17 protein-coding genes, 1 tRNA gene and 4 pseudogenes are annotated in these 19,359 nt (G+C 65.3%); 10 read left to right on the plus strand and 12 right to left on the minus strand.

The features are described from left to right. From phoU to LRS08_RS15455, 6 genes and pseudogenes are all read right to left on the minus strand, one after another. The gene (gene phoU / locus LRS08_RS15430; RefSeq protein WP_257842844.1) at window positions 1-702 is read right to left on the minus strand and encodes a phosphate signaling complex protein PhoU; all 702 of its coding nucleotides are present in this window, start codon (window positions 700-702) and stop codon (window positions 1-3) included. After that, entirely contained in the window at window positions 702-1,448 is a 747-nt protein-coding gene (gene pstB / locus LRS08_RS15435; RefSeq protein WP_257845399.1) for a phosphate ABC transporter ATP-binding protein PstB, read from the minus strand. The genes phoU and pstB overlap by 1 nt, the downstream gene beginning before the upstream one ends. Window positions 1,449-1,519: 71 nt before the next feature. After that, window positions 1,520-2,738 (minus strand): annotated as a pseudogene (pstA, locus tag LRS08_RS15440) (phosphate ABC transporter permease PstA). A gap of 76 nt (window positions 2,739-2,814) precedes the next feature. Then, entirely contained in the window at window positions 2,815-4,194 is a 1,380-nt protein-coding gene (gene pstC / locus LRS08_RS15445; RefSeq protein ID WP_257842842.1) for a phosphate ABC transporter permease subunit PstC, read from the minus strand. A 45-nt stretch (window positions 4,195-4,239) separates the two neighbouring features. Then, entirely contained in the window at window positions 4,240-5,280 is a 1,041-nt protein-coding gene (locus LRS08_RS15450; protein ID WP_260481688.1) for a substrate-binding domain-containing protein, read from the minus strand. An 84-nt stretch (window positions 5,281-5,364) separates the two neighbouring features. Beyond that, window positions 5,365-6,581: pseudogene (locus tag LRS08_RS15455) on the minus strand (ATP-binding protein). A gap of 70 nt (window positions 6,582-6,651) precedes the next feature. Here LRS08_RS15455 and LRS08_RS15460 point away from each other — a divergent pair. Genes LRS08_RS15460 through LRS08_RS15475 form a run of 4 tightly spaced genes read left to right on the plus strand, consistent with a single transcriptional unit; the run spans window position 6,652 to window position 9,190 of the window. Further along, window positions 6,652-7,053, plus strand: coding sequence for a hypothetical protein (locus LRS08_RS15460; RefSeq protein ID WP_257842841.1), 402 nt, complete (start codon window positions 6,652-6,654; stop codon window positions 7,051-7,053). Window positions 7,054-7,059: 6 nt separating this feature from the next. After that, window positions 7,060-7,326 carry an HPr-rel-A system PqqD family peptide chaperone gene (locus tag LRS08_RS15465; RefSeq protein WP_257842840.1) on the plus strand — a complete coding sequence of 89 codons (267 nt, stop codon included), beginning with the start codon at window positions 7,060-7,062 and terminating at the stop codon, window positions 7,324-7,326. Next, the gene (locus tag LRS08_RS15470) at window positions 7,326-8,189 is read left to right on the plus strand and encodes an HprK-related kinase A (protein WP_257842839.1); all 864 of its coding nucleotides are present in this window, start codon (window positions 7,326-7,328) and stop codon (window positions 8,187-8,189) included. Before LRS08_RS15465 ends, LRS08_RS15470 begins: the two co-directional genes overlap by 1 nt. After that, window positions 8,186-9,190 carry a nucleotidyltransferase family protein gene (locus LRS08_RS15475; protein ID WP_260480915.1) on the plus strand — a complete coding sequence of 335 codons (1,005 nt, stop codon included), beginning with the start codon at window positions 8,186-8,188 and terminating at the stop codon, window positions 9,188-9,190. The genes LRS08_RS15470 and LRS08_RS15475 overlap by 4 nt, the downstream gene beginning before the upstream one ends. Here the strand turns inward: LRS08_RS15475 and LRS08_RS15480 are convergent. Then, window positions 9,132-9,845, minus strand: coding sequence for an HAD-IA family hydrolase (locus LRS08_RS15480; RefSeq protein ID WP_257842838.1), 714 nt, complete (start codon window positions 9,843-9,845; stop codon window positions 9,132-9,134). The genes LRS08_RS15475 and LRS08_RS15480 overlap by 59 nt on opposite strands. 77 nt (window positions 9,846-9,922) lie before the next feature. Here LRS08_RS15480 and glmU point away from each other — a divergent pair. From glmU to glmS, 5 genes and pseudogenes are all read left to right on the plus strand, one after another. Then, window positions 9,923-11,276, plus strand: a pseudogene (gene glmU, locus LRS08_RS15485) (bifunctional UDP-N-acetylglucosamine diphosphorylase/glucosamine-1-phosphate N-acetyltransferase GlmU). Continuing rightward, a complete protein-coding gene (locus tag LRS08_RS15490) occupies window positions 11,273-11,584 on the plus strand; it encodes a hypothetical protein (RefSeq protein ID WP_257842836.1) in 312 nt (103 codons plus the stop codon). Before glmU ends, LRS08_RS15490 begins: the two are co-directional and overlap by 4 nt. A 31-nt stretch (window positions 11,585-11,615) precedes the next feature. Beyond that, on the plus strand, window positions 11,616-11,990 hold the full coding sequence (locus LRS08_RS15495) for a ribbon-helix-helix protein, CopG family (RefSeq protein ID WP_257842835.1): 375 nt from the start codon (window positions 11,616-11,618) through the stop codon (window positions 11,988-11,990). Beyond that, window positions 11,987-12,367, plus strand: a complete 381-nt coding sequence (locus LRS08_RS15500) for a PIN domain-containing protein (protein ID WP_260480916.1) — start codon at window positions 11,987-11,989, stop codon at window positions 12,365-12,367. The genes LRS08_RS15495 and LRS08_RS15500 overlap by 4 nt, the downstream gene beginning before the upstream one ends. A 17-nt stretch (window positions 12,368-12,384) precedes the next feature. After that, a pseudogene (gene glmS / locus LRS08_RS15505) lies at window positions 12,385-14,207 on the plus strand (glutamine--fructose-6-phosphate transaminase (isomerizing)). Between the two features lie 33 nt (window positions 14,208-14,240). Here the strand turns inward: glmS and LRS08_RS15510 are convergent. The 5 genes from LRS08_RS15510 to LRS08_RS15530 all read right to left on the minus strand — a co-directional run bounded on the left by LRS08_RS15510 (window position 14,241) and on the right by LRS08_RS15530 (window position 17,667). Beyond that, window positions 14,241-15,644 carry an amidohydrolase family protein gene (locus LRS08_RS15510; RefSeq protein WP_260480917.1) on the minus strand — a complete coding sequence of 468 codons (1,404 nt, stop codon included), beginning with the start codon at window positions 15,642-15,644 and terminating at the stop codon, window positions 14,241-14,243. After that, a complete protein-coding gene (locus tag LRS08_RS15515) occupies window positions 15,625-16,314 on the minus strand; it encodes a hypothetical protein (RefSeq protein WP_260480918.1) in 690 nt (229 codons plus the stop codon). Before LRS08_RS15515 ends, LRS08_RS15510 begins: the two co-directional genes overlap by 20 nt. A gap of 132 nt (window positions 16,315-16,446) precedes the next feature. Further along, the gene (locus LRS08_RS15520) at window positions 16,447-16,821 is read right to left on the minus strand and encodes a DUF1080 domain-containing protein (RefSeq protein ID WP_260480919.1); all 375 of its coding nucleotides are present in this window, start codon (window positions 16,819-16,821) and stop codon (window positions 16,447-16,449) included. Further along, the gene (locus LRS08_RS15525) at window positions 16,790-17,278 is read right to left on the minus strand and encodes a DUF1080 domain-containing protein (RefSeq protein ID WP_260480920.1); all 489 of its coding nucleotides are present in this window, start codon (window positions 17,276-17,278) and stop codon (window positions 16,790-16,792) included. The genes LRS08_RS15520 and LRS08_RS15525 overlap by 32 nt, the downstream gene beginning before the upstream one ends. A 315-nt stretch (window positions 17,279-17,593) precedes the next feature. After that, window positions 17,594-17,667 (minus strand) — tRNA-Gly (locus tag LRS08_RS15530). Window positions 17,668-18,294: 627 nt separating this feature from the next. Between LRS08_RS15530 and LRS08_RS15535 the strand changes: the two genes are divergently transcribed. Then, window positions 18,295-19,209: a hypothetical protein gene (locus LRS08_RS15535; protein ID WP_260480921.1), complete on the plus strand. Its 915-nt coding sequence runs from the start codon at window positions 18,295-18,297 to the stop codon at window positions 19,207-19,209. The last annotated feature ends 150 nt before the right edge of the window (window positions 19,210-19,359 follow it).

Below are 19,359 nucleotides of genomic sequence, written 5' to 3' on the forward strand. Positions count from 1 at the left end.
TCAGCCCTCCGGAACCTCGACGGGGTCGCGATCGGCCAGATACTGCCCGGTCGCGGCGAAATAGACCATCTCCGCGACATTGGTCGCATGGTCGCCGATCCGTTCGATATTCTTGGCGACGAACAGCAGGTGTGCGACTTCGCTCACCGTGCGCGGATTTTCGACCATGTATGTGACGAGCGTCCGGAAGATGCTGTCGTAGAAATCGTCGAGCCGGTTGTCGCGCTCGATTACGCGGATCGCGCCTTCGGCATCACGCGCGGAGAAGGCGTCGAGCACCTCGTGCACCATCTCGCTGGCCAGCTGCGCCATTGCCGGGATCACCGAAATCGCCTCGATCCGGTCGCTGCCGCTGGTGTGGATCAGCGGCACGCGCTTGGCGATGTTCTTGGCATAATCGCCGATCCGCTCGACCACGCCCGCGATCTTGAGCGCGGCGACGCAATCGCGCAGATCGTCCGCCATCGGCGCGCGCAGTGCGATGACCCGAACGGCGAGCTTCTCGACCTCCGCCTCGATCGCGTCGATCGCCTTGTCCTTCGCGCGCACCTGCTTGGCGAGCGCGACGTCGCCACGCTCCAGCGCGGTCATCGCATCGCTGATCGCCTCTTCGGCGAGACCGCCCATCTGCGAGATCAGTGCGCGGAGGTGCTTGATATCCTCGTCGAACGCCTTGACCGTATGCTCGTGACCCGTGGCCATTACCCGTACCTTCCGGTGATGTAGTCCTTGGTCCGCTCCTGGCGGGGCGCGGTGAAGATCTGGTCCGTCTCGCCATATTCGACAAGCGTACCGAGGTGGAAGAACGCGGTGCGCTGGCTGACGCGCGCGGCCTGCTGCATGTTGTGGGTGACGATCACGATCGCGTATTTGCCGCGCAGTTCGTGGATCAGTTCCTCGATCTTGGCGGTGGCGATCGGGTCGAGCGCCGAGCAGGGCTCGTCCATCAGGATCACTTCAGGGTCGACCGCGATCGCGCGCGCGATGCACAGCCGCTGCTGCTGACCGCCCGACAGGGCCGTGCCGCTGTCCTGGAGGCGATCCTTGACCTCCTCCCACAGGCCCGCGCGTTTGAGCGAGCGCTCGACGATCGCGTCCATGTCGCCGCGCGACCGGGCAAGGCCGTGGATGCGCGGGCCATAGGCAACGTTTTCGTAGATCGACTTGGGGAAAGGGTTCGGCTTCTGGAACACCATGCCGACGCGGGCGCGCAGCTGCACCACGTCCATCGCCTTGTCGTAGATGTCCTCGCCGTCGAGCGTGATCTTGCCTTCGACGCGCGCGCTCGCGACGGTATCGTTCATGCGATTGAGCGTGCGCAGGAACGTCGACTTGCCACAGCCCGACGGGCCGATGAACGCTGTCACATTGTCCATGTCGACATCGATCGACACGTCGCGGATCGCCTGCTTCTCACCGTAGAAGACGTTGACGCCGCGCGCCGACATCTTGTGCGCGGTACTGGCCTGGGCGGGCGCGGCGCTCTCGGCTGCCGTTTGTGCGTAATCGATTTGGGTCATCACCAGCGGGTCTCGAAGCGGTTGCGAAGATAGATGGCGATGGCGTTCATCGCGAGCAGGAAGATGAGCAGGACGATGATCGCGGCGCTCGTCTTCTCGACAAAGCCGCGGCTGACCTGATCGGACCAGAGGAAAATCTGCACCGGCAGCACCGTCGCGGGTTCGAACACCCCGCCCGGCGGGGTGACGATGAAGGCGCGCATGCCGATCAGCAGCAAGGGCGCGGTCTCACCCAGCGCGCGGGCCATGCCGATGATCGTGCCGGTCAGGATGCCGGGCAAAGCGAGCGGGAGGACATGGTGGAACACCACCTGGATGCGGCTCGCGCCAATGCCGAGTGCGGCGTCGCGGATCGAAGGGGGTACCGCCTTGATCGCGTTTCGTCCCGCAATGACGATGACCGGCATGATCATCAGCGCCAGCGTCATGCCGCCGACCAGCGGGGCCGAGCGCGGCAAATGGAGGAAGTTGAGGAACACGGCGAGGCCGAGCAGACCGAAGATGATCGACGGCACCGCAGCGAGGTTGTTGATCGACACCTCGATCAGGTCCGTCCAGCGGTTCCGGGGCGCATATTCTTCAAGATAGATTGCCGAGAAGACGCCGATGGGGAACGCAATCAGCAGCGTCACCAGCATCGTCAGCAACGACCCCTTGAGGGCCCCCCCAGATCCCGACCCCGGTCGGGTCGGTGGCGTCCGAGCCCGTCAGGAAATCGATGTTGAACCCCTGGGTCAGCGTGCCTTCGTCGCGAAGTCGCACCGCGACCTTGGTCACCGCGGGATCGTTGCCATCCCCCTTGGCGGCAAGCGCGATCGGCGAGGATGCCGGGACGTCGATCGACGCGCGGCCCTGCAACAGTTCGGGCCGTGCCTTCAGCTCGTCGCGGACCGCGACCCAGGCACTGTCGGAGATATAGTCCGCGCCATCCGGCCCGAACGCCGCGACCGCCGCATCGGCGACGACATCGTTCAGCCCCGCGCCTGCAAGCGCCAGGTCTGCACCCTTGCCCCGCAGCTGCTCTGGCGTGACTTCAAGCGCCGCTGCCTTGAAGTCGATCGGCAGCGCGATCTCGGCGCGCTGGAACCCGCCAATGCCCTGCCACAGCATCGTGACGAGCAGGAAGGCAAGGAAGCTGGCGGAACCGACGACGGCCGCAAGCCCCCACATGCGGAAGCGACGCTCCTTGGCATAACGGGCGCGGATGCGCTTTTGCATCACGTCGGTCTTCCAGCCGGTCGGGGCCGCGCGTGCGGGCTCCTCGGGGCCGGTCGGCAGCTGCGGGATGAGGCTCTCACTCATATGCTTCGCGATACTTTTTGACGACGCGCAGCGCGACGATGTTGAGGACGAAGGTGATCATGAACAGCGTCAGGCCCAGCGCGAAGGCGGCGAGGGTCTTGGGGCTGTCGAACGCGGTCTCGCCGGTCAGCAGATCGACGATCTGCTTGGTCACCGTCGTCGCGCCGTCGAACGGGTTGAGAGTGATGTTGGCGGCACCCGATGCGGCCATCACCACGATCATCGTCTCGCCGATCGCGCGGCTGACCGCGAGCAGGATGCCGGCAACTACGCCGGGCAGGGCGGCGGGGATCAGCACCTTCTTGATCGTCTCGCTGGTCGTTGCACCCATCGCCAGGCTTCCGTCGCGCATCGCGGTCGGGACCGCCGCGATCGAATCGTCGGCCATCGACGAGACGAACGGGATGATCATGATACCCATGACCAGCCCCGCCGACAGGGCGCTCTCCGCCGAGGCGAACTGGAAGCCGAGCATCACCGCGAAATCGCGGATCAGCGGGCCGACGGTCAGCGCGGCGAAATAGCCGTACACGACGGTGGGAACGCCGGCGAGGATCTCGAGGATCGGCTTCATCCATGCACGGACGCTGCGCGGCGCATATTGGGTGAGATAAATCGCGCTCATCAGGCCGAAAGGGATCGCAATGATCATCGCGATCACGGCACCGATGAAGAAGGTGCCCCAGAACAACGGCAGTGCGCCCAGATTCGCGCCCGGATCGTCGGCGCGAATGACCTGGGGACTCCAGTTCAATCCGAACAGGAAGTCGGTGATCGGCACGATCGAAAAGAAGCGAATGCTCTCGAAGATCAGCGAGAGGAAGATGCCGAGCGTCGTCAGGATCGCAATCAGCGACGCGACCAGCAGCAACATCATTACCGCGCGCTCGAACTTTGTCCGTGCACGGAAATCGGGCTTCACCCGGGTGAAGGCGAGCGCGCCGAACGCGAAGGCGATGATCAGCGCCAGTGCGGTGCCGATCCAGTTATAGCGGGTGAGTGCAGCGGCATAGGCGGGTGCGAGCTGTTCGGCGACCGGGTAGAAGGCACCCTGGCTGCGCCCTTCGGCGATGCTGCGCGCTTCGTTCAGCATCGTCTCGCGTTCGAAGCCGAAGGCTGGAAGCTGTGCAGCTGCAGGGCTGGAGAGCACCGATTCGGTGACCAGCCCCGGGCTGACATTCGCCCAGACGAGGATGAAGATCAGCGCCGGGACAACGGCCCAGGTCGCGACATACCAACCATGCTGGCTGGGCAGGCTGTGCAGCCGGCGCGCGGACACGCCGCGCGCCATGCGGGCGGCGCGCGCACGCGCCGTCAGCCAGCTGATCAGCCCGAGGCCAAGCACGAGGAACAGGAGTGCGAAGACGTTCACCGGTCGAAACCGCCTATCTGTGAGAGGTGCAGGTGTCGGTTCGGATCAGTGGAGACCGTCACGCTTCATCGTCACGCCCTGTGCGATGACCTCGCTCGCCTTGGTGCGATCGGCATCGGACGACGCGATCATGCCGCGCTTGGTCAACGGGCCCTCGGGATCCCACATCCTGGTGTACTGGGTCAGGAACTCGTTGATCCCCGGTACCGCCTTCAGATGCTGTTTCTTGACGTAGATGAACATCGCGCGCGCGCCGGGATACTGGCCCGACGAGATCGCGGCATAGGTCGGATCGACGCCATTGACCGCCACGCCCTTTAGCCGCGAGGCGTTTTCCTCAAGGTAGGAATAGCCGAACACGCCGATGGCGTTGGGGTTGGCGGACAGCTTCTGGACGATCAGATTGTCGTTCTCACCCGAGTCGACATAGACGCCGTCCTCGCGCACGCGGGTGCACAGGTCCTTGGCCTTGTCCTTGTCGGTCTTTTCGATTTCCTTGACCTCGGGGTAGGCCTCTTCGCAGCCCGGGTGCATGATCAGCTCATGCAACGAGTCGCGGGTGCCGCTGGTCGCGGGCGGACCCATGATCGAGATCGGCACGGCCGGAAGCGACGGGTTGATGTCCGACCACAGCTTGGCGGTGTTGGGCTTGCCCATCGGGGTTGCCGCCAGCGCGCGATAAGCCTCGGCGAGGGTCAGCCTGATCTTCGGGCCGTTGATCGATTCGGCAAAGGCGATGCCGTCCATGCCGACCTGGACTTCAAGGATATCGGTCACGCCGTTGCGCTGGCACAGGTCGAATTCCGACGCGGTCATGCGGCGCGAGGCGTTGGTCATGTCGGGATGCTGCGGGCCGACGCCCGCGCAGAACAGCTTCATGCCGCCGCCGGTGCCGGTCGATTCGATTACCGGGGCCTTGAAGCTGCCCGAGTTGACGAACTGTTCGGCGACCATGGTGGTGAAGGGATAAACCGTCGACGAACCGACGATCTTGATCTGGTCGCGGGACGCCTGGCTACCGCCGCTGCCGCCGCCACAGGCAGAAAGCGTGAGCGCCGAAAGCGCGATCAGAGTGAAGCTGCGCATCATGATTCCCCACGGCCATTTTGCGAGTCGCGGGACAGTGGCCGGGCCTGTCCGCGACCGGCCCTCTGTTTCAATTGCGTGACGTTATGATGACACCGGCTCCGGAATCGGCGTGGTGGGCAGCAGGATGGTGACCGCGGTGCCCTCTCCCACGGTGCTGGCGATGTCGAGCCGGCCGCGATGCCGTTCGACGATGTGCTTGACGATTGCGAGGCCGAGTCCGGTGCCGCCTGCGGCGCGGCTCCGACTCGAATCGACGCGATAGAATCGCTCGGTCAGGCGGGGCAGGTGCTCCGGCGCGATCCCTTCGCTCTCGTCGCGCACGGTAAGCCGGACCATCGAGGATCCGGTTGCGTCGAGCGTGACGGTGACGGGGGTGCCTGGCCGCCCGTATTTCATCGCATTGCCGATGATGTTGTGGAGCAGCTGAGACAGCTGGACCCGATCGCCGCGCACGGCAGGCACGGCGTCGATCTTCAGCGCGATATCCGGGCCGCGCGTCGGCGACAGGGCGGCGAGTTCGTCCCACACCTGTCCCACCAGCGCGCCGAGGTCGATCATGTCGTCGGGCGCGCGGTATTTCTCCGCCTCGATCCGCGACAGCGAAATCAGGTCGTCGATCAGCCGCTGCATCCGCCGCGCCTCATTATCCATCACCTTGAGGAAGCGGGCGCGCGTTTCGGGATCGTCGGCGGCGTCCTCCAGCGTTTCGATGAAGCCGAGGATCGAGGCGAGGGGGTGCGCAGCTCATGGCTGGCATTGGCGACGAAATCGACCCGCATCTTGTCGGCCGCATGCGCGCCGGTGCGGTCGCTCAAATGTACCACCCGTGCACCGCCGGGAAGCGCGCGGACCCGCATCTCCCAGCGCTGGTCGCGCGTGCCGAGGCCGACGAGGTGGATCGGCCCGCCGGGTGCGCCGTCGACCGGATTCAGCAGCCGCTCGGCCGCGGCGGGGTGGCGGATCGCAACGCGGACATCCTCGCCAAGGATATGCTCGCCGAGTAGCGCGCGGGCGGCACGATTGGCACCTGTCACGCGCTGCCCCTCGACCAGCAGCATCGGTTCGAACACCGCCTCGATCGCTTCGGCCACGCCCGCGGGCACCGCGTGAGTGGGGGAAGGTGCGCTGGACTCCATCGCTGATTCCTCGGGCGGGGGCGCGGCGATCAGCGCCGCCAGCGTCGCGCCCACCAGCGCGATCCCGCCTGATTCCGGCCCGGCAGTGATCCACGCGACGATCGCGGTGACAATGACGGCGGCAAGCGCAGTCAGGGTACGGGGGTGGAACAGGCTGGGCATATGCCCAGCCTAACCGATCGCCGCGCGATTCACACTTGTGAAAGGCAGGTATGCGAGGGATGAACGCATCATGGCCGACACCACGCCCCCCAAGGACGGATTGCCCAAAGGTCCGAGCAGGCGCGCACTGATGCTCGGTGCGGCCAGTGCGTCGGCGATCGTATCGATCAAGCCCGCGCTCGCGCAGACTGCCGGATCGGTGCTGAATTGCGAGATCCCGGTGCCTGATGCCGGGCGCGCGGGCAACTACATCGCCGCCGACGGGTCACTGGTTCCGGCAGGGACGCAGGGCGCGTTTCCACCCGCGGGCCGTGCGTTTCGCGGCGAGGAGGTGAAGCAGGCGCTGAGCGGCGCAAACCTGCCCGGCACGACCTATGACCAGAGCCGCGCCTATACCAACTACATCCGTCGGCTGCAGCGCGGGACGAGCGGATTTACCTGTTTCGCATCGCTTCAGATGCCGCGCGGGTAGAGCCGCGTGACTCGATATCGCGCCGCGCCTGCCGCGACGCTGCGGATCGAACCGCTCGATGCGTTGACGCTGATCTATCATCGGGCGTCGGGAATCACCCATCTGGTCGACTCGCCGGTGCCGGAGTTGCTGGACCTGCTCGCCGAGCCGCTGACGCTGGAACAGGCGCTGGCGGCGCTGGCGGAGCGGTTTGACCTGATCGATCCGGATGCAGCGGCACTCGAAGCGAGGCTCGACGAGCTGGTCGCATCCGGGCTGGTGGAGCGCGCCTGATGCGCCATGCCACCACGCTGCGAATCGGCCGGGTCGGGTTTCGCATCGGCAGCGACTGGCGCGCGCCGATCGCCGCGCTGGACGATCTCTACCGCGATTATCCGCAGCCGCAGGACGGCATCCCCGACTTCACCGTGCGCCTGTTCGCCGCGCGCTTCTGGCGCCGCTGGATCCGTCCGGCGGTGCATCTGGGCGGGGATTTCGTGATCCCGGAGGCGGCACCGCTGCCGCTGGCGCAAGGCGTGCTGGCGGCGGAGATGGCGATGAACCTCCAGATGGCGCTGGGGCAAAGGCGCTATCTGCTGCTGCACGCATCTGCGGTCGAAAAGGGCGGTCGCGCGTTGCTGATGACCGGGGAAAGCGGGGCCGGAAAATCGACGCTCGCCGCCTTGCTGATGGCGCGCGGGTGGCGGCTGATGGGTGACGAATTCGCGTTGCTCGACCCGGCGACGGGGATGCTCCACGGCTTTCCGCGTCTGATCAGCCTCAAGAACGAAGCGATCGGCGTGATGCGGGCGATGCTGCCCGATGCGCGCTGGGGGCCGCTGCTCAAGGGGACGCCGAAGGGCGATATCCGCCACCTCGTCCCCGATGCCCGAGCGATTGCGGCGATGGACGTGTCGGCCAAGCCCGCGCTGATCCTGTTTCCTGCGTTCGGCCATCAGGTCGCCGAGCGGGCGGTCGAGCCGAGCGAGTGTTTCGTGCGGCTCACCCAAGCCTCAACCAACTATGTGGCGCTGGGCGAGGCGGGGTTCGACGCGCTGACGGCCCTTGTGCGCGGCGTCCCGGCGCGGGCGATCGACTATCCCGATACCGATGGCGCGATCACGCTGGTCGAGCGGCTATGGGGGGAAGTGGCGTGAGCGGCGCGCTGGTCGCCCGCGCGCTGCGCGATCCGGCGTCGGTGCTGGCGCTTGATGCGCAGGGCTGGACCGAATTGCTGTGCGCGGCGCGGGCGGAGACGCTGATTGGCAGCCTGGCGCATCGCGTCGAGGGGCTGGCCATTCCCGACGCCGCCGCGCGCGTGCTCGCCGATGCCCGCGCGGCGGCGGAGCAGGGGCGGATGGCAGCATTGTGGGAGGCGGAAATGGCGCGGCGCGCGCTTGTGCCCAGCGGGATGCCGGTGGTGCTGCTCAAGGGCACTGCGTTCGTCGCGAGCGGGCTGTCGGCGGGACAGGGGCGGCAGATCGGAGATCTCGACATCCTCGTGCCGCGCGAGCGGATCGAGGAGGCCGAAGGACTTTTGCTGTCCGCCGGATGGGAATGGGTGAAGCCCGATCCCTATGACGACGCCTATTACCGCCGCTGGATGCACGAGCTGCCTCCGCTGATCCATCGCGAGCGCGATCGGATGATCGACGTCCACCACACGATCCTGCCGCTGACTGCGCGGGTGACACCGGATGCGGGGGCGCTGATCGCCAGCGCGGAGCCGCTGGGCAATGGCCTGGCCGTGCTGCCGCCCGAGGGGATGATCGTCCATGCCGCCGCGCATCTGTTCGCGGATGGCGATTTGCAGGGTGGGCTGCGGAACCTGTGGGACATCCGCTGCCTGCTCGACGAATTTGACGGTAGTGGTTTTGACCTGAAGCTCGCCGCTTGCGCTGCGCAGCACGGCCTGACCCGAGAGGTCGCACGGTCGCTACGGTTGTCGGAATATCTCTTCGGGGAGGGCGCGGCGCTGACGCTGGGCGACCGCATCTATGTGCGCCGCCTGCTCGCCCGCGATGGCTGGGGGCAGCGGACGCGCAAGCTGGCCGAGATGGGCTTCTATCTGCGCGGCCATTGGCTGCGCATGCCGCCGCTCATGCTGGCGAAGCATTTGTGGACGAAGTGGCGGAAAGGCTATCGCCCAGCCGGATGAGCGTCGGGACGAGCTCGTCATAGCCGTCGATCACCGCGTCTGCGCCAAGCTCCGCGACCGGCTGCATCAGGAAGCCGAAGCTGACCGCGATGCTCGGGATGCCCGCATTTTTCGCCGCCATGATGTCGTAGATCGAATCGCCGACGAACGCCGCGCGCCCGCCGCCGCAGCGTGCGATCATCTCGTGGATCGGGGCCGCAGAGGGCTTGGCGTTGTCGCGTCCCATCGTGTCGCCGCCGATGACGCAGGCGAAGCGGTGGTCGAGGCCGACCTCACGCACCAGCCGGGTCGCAAACCGTTCGAACTTGTTGGTGACGATGGCGAGCCTGACCCCGCGCGCCTCCAGTTCATCCAGCGCATCGCCGAGTCCCGCGAACGGCACCGTGCCGTGGGAGAGATTGTCGCCGTAGAATTCGAGCAGCGCCGGGTACGCCGTCGCCATCACCGCTTCGTCATAGCCCCCCGATTCGTGCAGCCCCTGCTTGAGCATGTTCTTCGCCCCGCCGCCGATCATCGACCTGATCCGGTGGGGCGCGAGGGTGGGGCGATCCACCAGCGCCAGCGCGTGGTTGGTCGCGGCGAGCAGGTCTGCACTGGTGTCGAGCAGCGTGCCGTCGAGATCGAACCCGACGATGTCGAACGGAAAATCGGTCATCGCTTCAAATGCATGCGCCGCTATGGAAATTGCAACATGATCGTGGCAGGGGCGCGGCTAAGGGGAGCTTTCAACCGATGACCAAGCCGATCGCCGCGATCATCCTTGCCGCCGGAAGCGGGACGCGGATGAAGTCCGATACGCACAAGGTGCTGCACCCGATTGCGGGCAAGCCGATGCTGTTGCACCTGACCGACGCCTTTGCGGCGGCAGGTGCGGCAGAGAAGGTCGTCGTCGTGGGCGCGCGGCGCGAACAGGTCGAGGCGGCGGTCGCGCCGCTCGGCGTGCGGATCGCGCATCAGGACGAACAGCTCGGGACCGCCCACGCAACGCTGATGGCGCGCGATGCGCTGGCCGGGTTCGAGGGCATCGTGATCGTCGCCTTCGGTGACACGCCCTTCCTGTCCGCTGAAACCATCGAGGCGATGGCGGCGCGGCTCGATGCGGCGGATGCGCCGCGCGTCGCGGTGCTCGGCTTCCGGCCCGACGATGCCAAGGCCTATGGCCGGATCATCGCCGACGCCGATGGCGCGATCGCCAAGATGGTCGAATATAAGGACGCGACTCCCGAGGAACGCGCAGTCGATCTGTGCAATTCCGGCGTCACCGCCGTCCGCGCCGCCGACCTGTGGCCGCTGCTCGACCGCGTCGGCAACGAGAATGCGGCGGGTGAATATTACCTCCCCGACATCGTCATGCTCGCGCTGGCCGATGGCGACCGCGCGGTGGTAGTCGAGACCGATGCCGATGAGGTGATCGGGATCAACAGCCGCGCCGAGCTCGCTTATGCCGAGGATCGTTGGCAGGCCGCCCGCCGCCTGGCTGCTATGGCCGATGGCGCGACGCTGATCGCGCCGGAGACGGTGTGGTTCGCGCACGATACAGTGTTGGGCCGCGATGTGACGGTCGAGCCGAATGTGGTGTTCGGCCCCGGCGTGACCGTCGCGGACGGCGTCACCATCCGCGCCTTCTGCCATATCGAGGGCGCGACGATCGCGACCGGCGCGGAAGTCGGCCCCTACGCCCGGCTGCGCCCGGGCACGGTGCTCGGCGAGAAGAGCAAGGTCGGCAACTTCGTCGAGACCAAGAAGGCCGTGCTGGGCAAGGGCGCCAAGGCCAACCACCTCACCTATCTGGGCGATGCGCAGGTGGGGGGAGGGCGCGAACATTGGTGCGGGGACGATCACCTGCAACTATGACGGCTTCTTCAAATATCCGACCGTGATTGGGGCTGGAGCATCTATCGGATCGAACAGCGCGCTGGTCGCGCCGGTGGCGATTGGCGAGGGCGCGATCGTCGGCGCGGGCAGCGTCGTGACCAAGGATGTCGAGGCCGACGCACTGGCGCTGGTCCGCCCCGAACAGACCGCGCGCGCCGGCTGGGCCAAGCGGTTCCGCGCGGCGATGGCTGCACGAAAGGCGGCGAAATGAGCGATATCTACGAAGGCAAGCCGTTCCTCAAGCTGCTCGACGCCTATGTCCTCGACGCGATCGGCGCGCTCGATGCGGACAGCGACGCGGCACTGACGGCGCAGGAACCGGCGTTCCACGCGATGTTCGGCGCGACCGGCGATTGGCGCGCCATCGTCGTGCAGCGGATGCAGTTTCCCGACGGGATGGCGGGTGCGATCAACGAGGTGTGGACCAAGGGGCGCGCCAAGTTCATCGCCGCGCAGGGGCACGAGCCCGACCCGGTCGAATTCATGCGCAGCTTTGTCGATACCAACTTCCCGCATTGACATGATATCATGATATGATATCAGTATATCAATGACCCGCATCCTTGCCGATCTGCCCGATGAGGACATCAAATGGCTCGACGCTCAGGCGGCCGAGCAGGGCAAGTCGCGCGCGGCAGTGCTGCGTGAGGCGGTGGCCGCCTATCGGTCGGAAGCGCCCAAGGACTGGCTCGACATCGGCTTCGGCGCCTGGGCGCGTCACGGCATCGCCGCCGATCCGCTTGAGTATGAGCGGCAGCGGCGTGCCGAATGGACGCGCCCGTGGGACGATGATTACGAGGAGGTTCGCGCGGAATCGCCCGAATGCTTCGATGAATATGACGACAAGGAACGCGCGCACTATCTCGCACTGACGCGCAAGGCAGAGGCCGAGCGCGACGCCGGACGTGACAAGGGCACCGCATGAGCGGCTATAGCCTCGACGCCAATATCGTCATCGATGCCCTGATGAACCACGAGCCCGCGCACCATGAATTGCGCCGGATCGCGCAGAGCGGCACGCGGATGTGGATCAGCCGGATGGCGTGGATCGAGGTGCTGTCAAAGGGCAGTGACGCCGCCGTCCGCGACGTGATGACCTTTGTCGATCGCTTCGGCCTCGATGAGATCGACGAGGAAATCTCGCATCGCGCCGCCGCGCTCCGTCGCGAACGCCCCCGCCTCAAATCGCCCGATGCCATCATTCTTGCGACCGCCCAGATTCGCGGCCGCGTCCTCGTCACCCGCAATACCAGGGATTTCCCGGCGAACATGCCGGGCATCCGTGTCCCCTATACCCTCTAGAGTCGAGAGCAGACCCCATGTGTGGAATCGTTGGAATTCTGGGCCGCGAAGACGTTGCTGACCGGCTGCTCGATGGCCTGAAGCGGCTGGAATATCGCGGTTATGACTCGGCCGGCATCGCCACCATCGTCGATGGGGAATCCAGCGCCGCCGTGCGTCGGGCAAGCTGGTCAATCTGGGCAAGGTCCTGGCTGAAGACCCGCTGCCCGGAACGACCGGCATCGCGCATACCCGCTGGGCGACGCATGGCGGCCCGACCACCAGCAACGCGCACCCGCATGCGACCGACGAGGTCGCGCTGGTCCACAATGGCATCATCGAGAATTTCAAGCCGCTGCGTGAAGAGCTGAAGGCGCGCGGCCGGGTGTTCGAGAGCGAGACCGACACCGAAATCGTCGCGCATCTGGTGAGCGAACAGGTCGAGGCCGGGCTCGATCCCGTCGCAGCGGTCAAGGCGGTGCTGCCGCGGCTCCACGGTGCCTTCGCGCTTGCCATCCTGTTTCGCAGCCACCCCGACATGCTGATCGGCGCGCGGCTCGGGTCGCCTTTGGTTGTGGGCTATGGCGAGGGAGAAACCTATCTCGGCTCCGACGCGCTCGCGCTCGCGCCGCTGACTCAGCGCATCTCCTATCTCGAGGAAGGTGACTGGGTCGTCCTCACCCGCGAAGGCGCGCAGGTCTATGACGTCGAGAACAACGCCGTCGAGCGCCCGATCGTCAATTCGGGCGCGTCGGGCCAGCTGATCGACAAGGGCAATCACCGCCACTTCATGGCGAAGGAGATCTACGAGCAGCCGATCGTCGTCGCACAGACGCTGCGCGGCTATCTCCAGCGGCTCGAGGAGGAAGTGACACTCCCGATCCCCGAATTCGACCTGTCGAGCATCCGTCGTGTCACCATCGTCGCATGCGGCACCAGCTTTTATGCCGGCATGGTCGCCAAATACTGGTTCGAGCAGTTCGCGCGCGTCGCGGTCGACATCGATGTCGCGAGCGAGTTCCGCTATCGCGCACCAGTGATGGAGCCGGGCGGGCTGATGATCGTGATCAGCCAGTCGGGTGAGACCGCCGACACGCTTGCCGCGCTGCGCCATGCCAAGGCGGAGGGGCAGACGATTGCCGCCGTCGTCAACGTGCCGACCAGCACGATGGCGCGCGAGGCCGACCTGCTGCTGCCCACCCATGCGGGGCCGGAGATCGGCGTTGCATCGACCAAGGCGTTCACTTGCCAGCTCGCGGTGCTCGCCGCGCTCGCCGCCAATCTCGCCAAGGCCAAAGGGCGGATGGACCGGGCCGAGGAGAAGGCGATCGTTCTCCACCTCGCCGAAGCCCCCGCCGCGCTCAACGACGCGCTTAGCCGTGACGATGCGATCGAGGCGATGGCGGGCAGCGTCGCCGGTGCGCGCGACGTCCTGTATCTCGGCCGTGGCACCGACTATCCGCTGGCGATGGAAGGCGCGCTGAAGCTCAAGGAAATCAGCTATATTCATGCCGAAGGCTATGCCGCGGGCGAGATGAAGCACGGCCCGATCGCGCTGATCGACGAGAATGTGCCGGTGATCGTCATCGCGCCGAGCGGCCCGCTGTTCGAAAAGACCGTCAGCAACATGCAGGAAGTGCAGGCGCGCGGTGGCAAGGTGGTGCTGATCTCCGACGCCGAGGGGATCGCCGCAGCGGGCGACAATTGCCTGGCGACGATCGAGATGCCCAAGGTCCACCCGCTGATCGCGCCGATCGTTTACGCGGTGCCGGTGCAGCTGCTGGCGTACCACGTCGCGGTGGCCAAGGGGACGGACGTCGACCAGCCCCGCAACCTTGCCAAGTCGGTGACGGTGGAGTGAAGGCGCGGGGGCGGCAACCCGCCCCCGCCGCGCTTACTTCGGCATCCCGCTATACCCCGCCGCCTTGCGCAGTTCGGCGGCGTCCATGACATAGCCGTCGCTGACCACCGTGACGACGCGGCGCAGTGCGCCCAGTTCGGTCGATGGGTCTCCATCGACCAGCACCATGTCGGCCTCCTTGCCGACCGCGATCGATCCCGTCCGCTTGTCGGCACCGACCACGCGCGCGGGGACGATGGTCGCGCTCTGCAGCGCCTCCGCCGCGCTGAACCCGGCCTGCTGATAGATTTCCAGCTCGCGCACAAGTTCTATGCCCCAGCCATCGGTGCCCGCGACGACGGTCACTCCGGCCTTGTGCAATCGCCCGACCAGCTCGACCATCTTCGCATAGCTCTTGCGGTAATCGTCGCGCGTCAGCCCCTCGACCAGCGGATAGCCGCCGCTGGTGAAGGCCGAGCGTTCGATGACTGGTGAGATGATCCCCATATACGGGGCGTAGGCCGGGTGCGGCTTGCCGCCGTCCTGGGTCAGCATCCCTTCGAAGATCACGATCGTCGGATCGACCACCGTCTTGCGCCGCGCTAGGTCGGCGACGAAGCCCGTCATCAGCGGCGCGTCGAGATCGACGTCCTTGAAGTAACGCGCAGGCCCTTCCATTCGCTGACGGGTGTTGGCCTTGTCGATCACCGCCTTGGGCATCGACTCCATCACCACGAAATTGAGATGGGTCAGTTCGTCATAGCCGGCCGCGACCGCCTCGCTCGGCTTCATCGTCGCCGGGACATGGCCGTGGACATGCAGGCCCAGCCGGTGCGCCTCGGCCGCTGCGGGCGCGATCCATGCCGGGTTCATCGAGGTATAGAATTTGACGCCCCACAGCCCGGCCTGCTTGATCCGGCGGACGGTCGCGATCGTCTCCTCGACGCTGCTGACAACCTCCGCGCCCTGCGCCGCCAGCGGGTCCTTCTTGTCGATGATGACCGAAATGAACGGTTCGCCCATCAACAGCGTGCCTTCGCCGCGCCGCCGCGTCGCCTCGACCGCGCGGTCGAAATTGGTGCCGGGGCTGCGAAAGCTGGTGATGCCGTTCGCCATGTTCGACAGCACGCTCCAGTCGTCGCCGATATGGAGGTGGCTGTCCCAGATGCCGGGCACCAATGTCTTGCCGCGTCCGTCGATCGTCCGCGCGCCGGCGGGCGCCTTGAGCGATCCCGCCGCGCCGATCGCCGCGATCTTGCCATCCTGCGCCAGCACCGCACGGTCCGCCAGAAACACGCCCTTGTCGGCGTCGAACAACCGGACGTTGTCGAACAGCACCGGCGCCTTGGCGGCGGGATCGAGGAAGCGCTTGGCGATCGTGGTGACGACCTGTGCCGTCGCAGCGTCCTGCGCATCGCGCAGCTGCTTGAGCGCGCCCTCATAGCCTTTCGGGATCACCGAGATGAAGCCGATATCGGCGAAATAGCGCTTCTGGTCGTCCAGCCAGACGGGGATAGGGGGAGGGCAGGATTCCGCTCACGAAGGCGAGTTGCACGGTCTTGGGTCCGCCCGGCCCCTGAATGACCTGCGTGCCGCCGAACGTCATGCGCCCACGCCCGCCAGGCAAGAACGCGACGCCCTTATCGCCCGCCGCCGCGAGCGCGTCGATGATCGGCGCGGAGGCGATCCCCACCCCGCCCGCCGGGATATACCAGCCGCCCGCCGCTGCCTCGCCTGCGTCCGTCGCGGTCTTCCAGGTCGCCCGGCCGCCCGCCACGCGATACTCCTCCGCCGCGTCGCCGGACATGGTGACGCCGCGCACCGTCAGCGCGCTGATGCTGCCGTCCCTGGCGAAGGTCGTGACCTGGTCCATTTCGGTGATCCAGCCGCGCAATTCCTGCGACCAGCGATAGGCGGTGCGACCGTCGGGCAACTGCCAGCGCCACTGGCTACCATGCTGCCCAGCCTCGGACACGACGACATATTCGGCCGCATCGGCGGGCGGTTTGAGCAATTCTTCCTTGGGAACGGGTTTGGATTGCGCCGCCGGAGCGGGATCGGGATGCCCATGCGCCAACGCCGGAGCGGTTGTCGCCAGCAGTGCCGCAACCAGGATCATGCGCATCATCGTCTCCCTGCAGGTGATTACATTTGGTAGGAGGAATGGCGCGCTCGACGCAAGGCGGTGGGGTTTTGGCGGTGCTCAGTGTCAGCTTGATTTGGCTCGCACCGACGCGCGCCCTCCCGCTCTTCGAAGTCGCTACTCGGCGACGATCCGCGGAATGCTGGCGATCGGTTCGATCGTGATGTTGCGGAACCAGGTTTCGGCCCCTTCCGACTGAAGCTGGATGCGGCCATGCGTCAACGGCCGGCGTGAGCCGTCGGGCGCAATTATGGCGATGTCGCGTACCTGCGCCACCGGAATCCCGTTCACTACATGCACTGCGCGGTCGCCGACCACGTACAGGTCGAGTGTGTTCCACTGTCCGATGGGCCGTTCCGCATCCCGCGCCGCTTCGACATTCCAGGTCGGGGTGCCGTTGATCATGTCCACCTCGTGCCCGCCAAGCTGGAAACGCAAATGCGGCGCGATCAGGCCGGCGTCATGGCCGACGGTGGTGCGACCCCCGAACATTCCTGCCGACGGTGACCAGCATTCCGGTCGATCCGCGCATGATCTCGAACTCCATCGAGGGCGACCATGTGCCGAACACCTCGCCCGGTTCCCCGTGCGTATGGTAGAGCAGGCCATTATTCTGCGGCAATGTTTCGCGGGGTGCGTAGGTCTTGTCTCCCCATTTGAACTCCAGGCGCAGATGATAGTCGCGCAGATCTTCGCGATGGACCAGGCTGCCCCAGGTTTCACCCTTGATCCAGATCGCAGTCGCGCCATCGATCATGCGCACGGCGAAGTCGCCGCTCCGATCGCGGCTGGTGCCAATCGGCGATATGCCGGGAGTGTCGCGATAGGTGATCGCCGGATCGGAATAGCCAAGCCAGCTGTCCCAGTCGTCGAGGTCGCGGCCATTGAACAGGCTGCGAGCCGGGCCGGTGGGTTTGGGCACGTCCGCCAACCGCAAATGTGTCTGCACGGCCGGGCGACCCGCGCTCACCGCGCGCGCCGCGTCGAGCGAGGTCGCATCGGCTGTGCTGACGGGTTCTGAGGTGCGAGCGCACGCGCCACATGCGAGGGCAAGCGCAAAGATTGTGACGTTCGGTCGCACCAAGATGTCCCCCCTCAATCGCTAGTGATCGATACCGACTAGCGCATCGCCGCCGCCAAAACGAAACCCAAATATCAATCGGATGGCGGCGTCCTCATAGCGGTGCTGCGCGGATGGCAGCAACGGACGCGTGGGTCTGTATGACCCGTTGAGGAGAGGGACTGCGCAATCGGGAAGCGGGCCTGGAGCGGGTGAAGGGAATCGAACCCTCGTCGTGAGCTTGGGAAGCTCCTGCTCTACCATTGAGCTACACCCGCATTTCAGTAGCTTAGCCTTGTCTCGTCTAGGTTCTGTCTCTTTTTTGGCTCCGCGTCCTCAGGGATCTCTATCCACGGCGGACGGGCAGTTGGCAAGCGCTTTAGCAATTCCGAACGGCGCGGCGCGAATGGTCGGACACCTAAGGTGCGGTAGCTCATGAGAGCTTGAGGGGCTTTTCCGCGGGACAGCTTGGAAAGCTGCTGCACTGCCATTGTGCTATACCCGCAATCCCAATGCCTGAGCTGCCTCTCGTTTCCGATCTGGCTCATTTCTGGCTCCGATGCCGGATGGCCCGGATCCACATCTCGGTCGAGAGGCGCAACCCCTGTTTACGCAAATGCGCATACCAATCGAGCTACCTCGTGATGGCGACGGTTTCGGGGCCGTCAGTTGCCTGACCGCCTTATGCTGCAGACTAACCAAATCAGACATTACCCGCGCTCCCCAGTCGGCGGATCGTGGGCGCAAGCGAAAAGAGTGGGCAAGCGGGAAGAAGCAGAAAGACCGGTGAGCCGCGTCCGCCGAGACATGATAAAACAATGCGGTTTCGCAGTACTTGTCGTGAAATCTACGATCTATCACTCTGAGGACAGATCGACCGTCAGATTGCAGTCGGAGTTGTTGCCATGATGATATGCTACGATCCCGGTAGCGTGGTTCTGGAACGAATATGGGAGCGGGGCGCGTTCAGGCAAACGCGTCTCCTCATGCTCTTCCTGGGCACCGAATATGATCGCGCCTTCCTAGATGATGTTGTCCACTACGGTCACGATCTTGACAGTCTGCTGCACGGAAACTTGTGTATCGGGGTGCTCTTCATGCCGCCCCCGGAGAGCCCGGGAGGCCGGTTGGAGGATGAGTTTGAGCGCTTCCATTCTCTCCGCTGGAGTGAGGATCCGACTCTTACGGAGAAGCTTGTCGAACGCATGTCGAAAGAGAGCTACGACGTGGCACGATTCTTGGGTATTCCCCTACAGGATCTCCCGGGCATCGCCTTTCTCTCGGCCTCTGAACCAGACAATGTAGCCTATGTGCCGCTCCGGAAATCATCGTTGAAGGACATCTATCCCGATTTGCGCCGGGTGATGAGCGATTGGTACAGCGACAATCGGGCGGTTCTTGAACAATTTCGTACCGAATGGAGAGAAGCGCGGAATGAGCAGGTGGCGCACTTCGCGCACCAAGTCGGCAACGAGATCCAGCGCAGTGGCAAAGCAAGTCATCTGGTGAGGAAGTTACCTCGCGCAATTTCTCGTGCGGGTGAGGATCCGGCTGACCTACGCAATTTGATGGTTCGCCAAGGCTTGAGCGTGGAGATCGAGGGCAAAGTTCTTGACGGAACTGCGGTTGAGCAAGAGCTGGTAGCGTTGCGACAGAGAGCTCAGGCCTCCCCTCCGCCCTTGCCCGATTTCCAGCTAGATCGAATCCGAAAGGTAAGCAGGAAAATTAAGTTTCAACATGTTGCATTGCTTGGTTCGCAAAAGAGCAAAGGCATGTTGGAATGGATAAGGTTAATCCGTGAGGCTCTCGCTCCGCTTTAGGGTTCTAAGATTGCCAGGAGCTATGGCGCACGGACCGGCGAACGACCGACATTAAGGCGCGTTGTCGACGGGCTGGTCGTGACGAAAGCAGACAGGCCGCTGATGGGCCGTGAGCGGACTGGCGGCTTTGGAGCTCCAGACCGCAAAAGC

Origin of the sequence: Sphingomonas sp. J315 (assembly GCF_024666595.1) — a bacterium.
Classification (GTDB): Bacteria; Pseudomonadota; Alphaproteobacteria; order Sphingomonadales; family Sphingomonadaceae; genus Sphingomonas.